Here is a 3892-nt window from a genome sequence, read left to right as displayed (position 1 = left end):
TTTTTTTACCAATAAGGTTAAAAAAACCCTTTACTTTGGAGTCATAAAAACCATAAGGGATAATTTCACAATAAAATCAAATGATTAAATATTGGCACTGAATTTGCTTTGATCATAAAAACAATGAGATCAACATCAATATTCATTCTTATCTGAGGGAGTAACAACCCATGATGTGGTTCAGTGGTATCAAGGGGGTCAACAATGGCTGGGTATCGTAAGCTTTGGTGGACACTAATCGGTGTTCTTGCAATTACTTTTAGTGTTTTAGGGTATTTTGGAACGGAAGTTTACCGGGAGGCACCGCCTATTCCGGATAAGTTCATGAGTACCGACGGTAATGTCATTGCAACCGAAGAGTCGGTTCTTGACGGACAAACCGCGTGGCAGTCTGTGGGCGGTATGCAGTTAGGCTCTATTTGGGGTCATGGTGCGTATCAAGCGCCTGACTGGACAGCCGACTGGCTGCACCGTGAACTGCTGGCGTGGTTAGACATTCGGGCGCAGGAAGTTTTCGGCAAGTCGTATGACGAGCTTAACGGTGTTCAACAAAACCAGCTCGAGTATGAACTGAAGGAAGAGTACCGCACTAATACGTACGACAAATCGTCTAATACGGTTATTTTAAGCGAACGTCGTATTCAGGCTATTGAACAAACCGGTGAGTACTACTCGAAGCTATTCAGTGACGACCCTGAACTACGCCCTACCCGCGTCAGCTACGCCATGAAGGAAAACACACTGCCTTCAGCTGAACGCCGTGCGCAAATGAACGACTTTTTCTTCTGGACCGCATGGGCAGCTGCCACTGAGCGTCCTGATGCAGAGATCACCTATACCAACAACTGGCCACACGAAACACTGATAGATAACGTGCCTAGCGCAGAAAATATCATTTGGTCTATTGTCAGTGTCATTCTCTTAATTGCCGGTATTGGCTTCCTAATTTGGGCATGGGCATTCTTACGCGACAAAGAGGAAGAAGAGCTTGTGGCACCGGAGCATGATCCGATTTCTAAGGTTAAGCTAACCCCATCACAAAAAGCCCTCGGCAAATATTTGTTCATTGTGGTCGCGCTGTTCGCATTCCAGGTACTTCTGGGTGGCTTAACAGCTCACTATACCGTCGAAGGACAAGAGTTTTACAGTATTAATATCTCTGAGTGGTTTCCCTATTCACTCACCCGTACCTGGCACATTCAGGCCGCCATGTTCTGGATTGCGACTGGATTCTTGACCGCAGGTTTATTCTTGGCGCCGATTATTAACGGTGGCAAAGATCCTAAGTACCAAAAACTTGGTGTAGACGTCTTGTTCTGGGCGCTCGTGCTGGTCGTGGCAGGTACTTTTATCGGTAACTGGTTAGCCATCGCACAAATCATGCCTGCACACCTGAACTTCTGGTTAGGCCATCAGGGTTATGAGTACGTCGATTTAGGTCGTCTGTGGCAAATTGGTAAGTTCCTGGGCATCGTCTTCTGGCTTGTGCTAATGATGCGCTGTGTTGTTGGTGCCTTTAAAGAAAAAGGCGACAAGAACTTACTGGCACTATTCACTGCCTCGGTCGTCGCTATTGGCCTGTTTTACGGAGCCGGTTTCTTCTACGGTGAGCGCACTCACATTTCTATCATGGAATACTGGCGCTGGTGGATTGTTCACTTGTGGGTAGAAGGCTTCTTTGAAGTGTTTGCTACTGCCTCACTGGCGTTCATTTTCCATAGTATGGGCTTGGTTTCTCGCCGCTTGGCGACCGTTGCTGCACTAGCATCAGCGTCATTGTTCATGCTTGGTGGTGTGCCGGGTACCTTCCACCACTTGTACTTTTCAGGAACAACCACACCGGTTATGGCCGTAGGCGCTACTTTCTCAGCATTAGAAGTAGTACCGCTAATTGTGCTGGGCTATGAAGCGTGGGAAAACTATAGCCTGCAAAAACGTGCAGACTGGATGAAACATCTTAAATGGCCACTACTGTGCTTCGTTGCCGTTGCGTTCTGGAACATGTTAGGTGCCGGCGTATTAGGTTTCATGATCAACCCGCCTATCTCGTTATACTATGTACAAGGTTTGAACACTACGCCGACTCACGCACACGCAGCACTATTCGGTGTATACGGGTTCCTGGCACTAGGCTTTGTCCTACTCGTATTACGCTATATTCGTCCAACTCTTCAGTTCGACGAAAAGCTGATGAAAATGGCTTTCTGGACAATGAACATTGGTTTAGCGCTAATGCTCTTCACTAGCTTGCTACCAGTCGGTTTCATTCAGTTCTACGCCGCTGCAACTGAAGGTTTATGGTACGCACGAAGCGAAGCCTTCATGCAACAACCGCTGCTGCAGAACCTACGTTGGTTCCGTACTGTCGGTGACATGGTCTTCATCGTGGGTGCATTTGCTGTCACTTGGCAAGTTATTAAAGGCTTACGCCATAAATCTGTTTAGCTCTCAACAAACCAAGCTTGTACGATTCTATGTGGAGGCTTGGTTTTCCTTTTTGGAGATCCCATGCAGTTAATCGAAAAACTAGGATACGTCCGCAGCAATCAATGCTCGTCAATCCAGTCACAGTTACGACAACGTATTGGACAGGTCGAGTCAGAAAACAGCACTCTGTTAGGTCAACTTGAATCAGCTAATAAAACCATCTCCCAGCAGCAGAAAGAGCTCGCTGACTACCAGCAACGCTTGTCTTTCATTGAGAACTTCACAGAATCATTATCCGGTTACCAAAACACCTTTTCGCAACTCAGTAACTTGCTGCAACGCGAACGGGAAATCATTCTCACTATTGACCAAAACAATCAGTCAGGTGAGTCCACTATGTCTGCAGTAGTAGGGAATTTGTCGTCGATTGTCGGTGATATTGAGTCAACCTCCGAGAGTATTGCAGCGTTAAAGGGCCATACTCAGGAAATTGAACAAACCAGTGGCGATGTCCGCGGTGTCGCTGAAACCACTAACTTGCTGAGTCTGAATGCCAATATCGAGGCTGCACGTGCCGGCGAGCATGGACGTGGTTTTACTGTGGTTGCTAACGAGGTTAGAGCGCTTTCTCAGCGCACCACCGAATTGACCGATCGCATTAACGATAAAGTGGGACAAATTGTACAAGGTGTTGATTCAAGTCACTCTTTGAGTGTTGAAGCCATGCACACTACGCGTGAAAATATTGAGTCGACAAAGCAATATTTAGCGTTGTTGGCCGAAGAAAATACGCACATTAAGCAACTGGGCGGCAGTATTTCTAACAGTGCGTTACTGGCGCAAATTGAGCTCGCCAACATTGAAGAAATGCAATTGCGCATGGACGTGTACCGTGTGTATTTGGGTACATTAAATGCGAATGACTGCAATGTTGTTGATTCTGACAAATGTGGCATTGGTCGATGGTATTACTCGGAATTATTCCGAGAGCGTTTCAAAGCGCATTCAAGTTATCTGGCCATTGAAGCGCCTCACGATAAGGTTCATATTTGTGCACAAACAGTTATTGACGCTATAAAAAAAGACGAGCACGGTCTAGCTCAGCAAGAGCTTAAGAATATGGAGCAATACAACCGCGAGGTGAATCAGCACATTCGCACCATGTCGGAAAGTTTATTGGAGGATGTATGAGCCACAAACCCGATACCAAAACCGCGATGTATCAGTTACTGGACGTTATTCGCGAATACACTCTCTTTGACTTTAAACAATAAGATTGGTAAGGTTTTATTTTATTAGAATATCTTTTAGTGAATTATAGCCGTCTTACAATAGCTATTCTTGGCTAAGAAAAGTTTCATATCCAATATATAGTAAAAGAGCGTACAAGCAAGAATTAACATGCATACACATCGGTGCATATAGATAAAACTGTCTCYTATACACATCTCCGAGCCCACGAGAC

2 protein-coding genes are annotated in these 3892 nt (G+C 45.7%); both read left to right on the top strand.

Annotated features, from left to right (window positions below; all coding sequences use genetic code 11):
- The first annotated feature begins 204 nt into the window (after positions 1-204).
- Complete coding sequence (locus tag BZG81_RS15305; RefSeq protein WP_077677805.1) at positions 205-2445, top strand: nitric-oxide reductase large subunit; 2241 nt, start codon at positions 205-207, stop codon at positions 2443-2445.
- A 63-nt stretch (positions 2446-2508) separates the two neighbouring features.
- On the top strand, positions 2509-3618 hold the full coding sequence (locus BZG81_RS15300; RefSeq protein WP_077677804.1) for a methyl-accepting chemotaxis protein: 1110 nt from the start codon (positions 2509-2511) through the stop codon (positions 3616-3618).
- Positions 3619-3892 lie beyond the last annotated feature (274 nt).

It is taken from the genome of Salinivibrio sp. MA607 (assembly GCF_001996245.1).
GTDB classification, from domain to species: Bacteria; Pseudomonadota; Gammaproteobacteria; order Enterobacterales; family Vibrionaceae; genus Salinivibrio; species Salinivibrio costicola.
This window is presented reverse-complemented; position numbering and strand designations above follow the sequence as displayed.

What these genes read in the sequence shown, in the direction of transcription:
- BZG81_RS15305 (WP_077677805.1), top strand. Translation starts at nt 205, where the DNA reads ATGGCTGGGTATCGTAAGCTTTGGTGGACACTAATCGGTGTTCTTGCA.
- BZG81_RS15300 (WP_077677804.1), top strand. Translation starts at nt 2,509, where the DNA reads ATGCAGTTAATCGAAAAACTAGGATACGTCCGCAGCAATCAATGCTCG.